The sequence below is a fragment of the Alkalimonas cellulosilytica genome (assembly GCF_036325985.1).
GTDB lineage: Bacteria > Pseudomonadota > Gammaproteobacteria > Enterobacterales > Alteromonadaceae > Alkalimonas > Alkalimonas cellulosilytica.
Genome location: NZ_JAUHLI010000072.1, coordinates 1 through 350, shown reverse-complemented (window position 1 = coordinate 350; position 350 = coordinate 1). Strand labels below are relative to the sequence as shown.

Annotated in this window: 1 protein-coding gene; it reads right to left on the bottom strand. The window is 50.9% G+C overall.

Going from position 1 to position 350, the window contains the following annotated elements:
- The coding region (locus tag QWY20_RS18595) for a flagellin N-terminal helical domain-containing protein (RefSeq protein WP_456237686.1) at positions 1-350 on the bottom strand (350 nt) is incomplete at both ends.

Below are 350 nucleotides of genomic sequence, written 5' to 3'. Positions count from 1 at the left end.
CCGACAGTGGATACACTCAATGCATCCAGCCCCAAAGCCGTGGTACCGTAACCATCTGCTCTGGATAAAGTAATACGGATATTCTGACCTGCATTGGCACCAACCAGAAAAGATGCAGAGAAGCCGCCATCCAGTAACTTAGTGACACCAAACTGAGTGGTATCGGCAATCCGGCTGATCTCCAGCTTCAGCTGATCGACTTCTTTTTGCAAAGCTGCCCTGTCTGAAGAACTGTTGATACCGTTTTGCGATTGGATCGCCAGCACCCGGATCCGCTGCAGTGAATTGGTAATTTCATCCATCGCCCCTTCAGCAACCTGGGCCAGTGAAATACCGTCGTTGGCATTGCG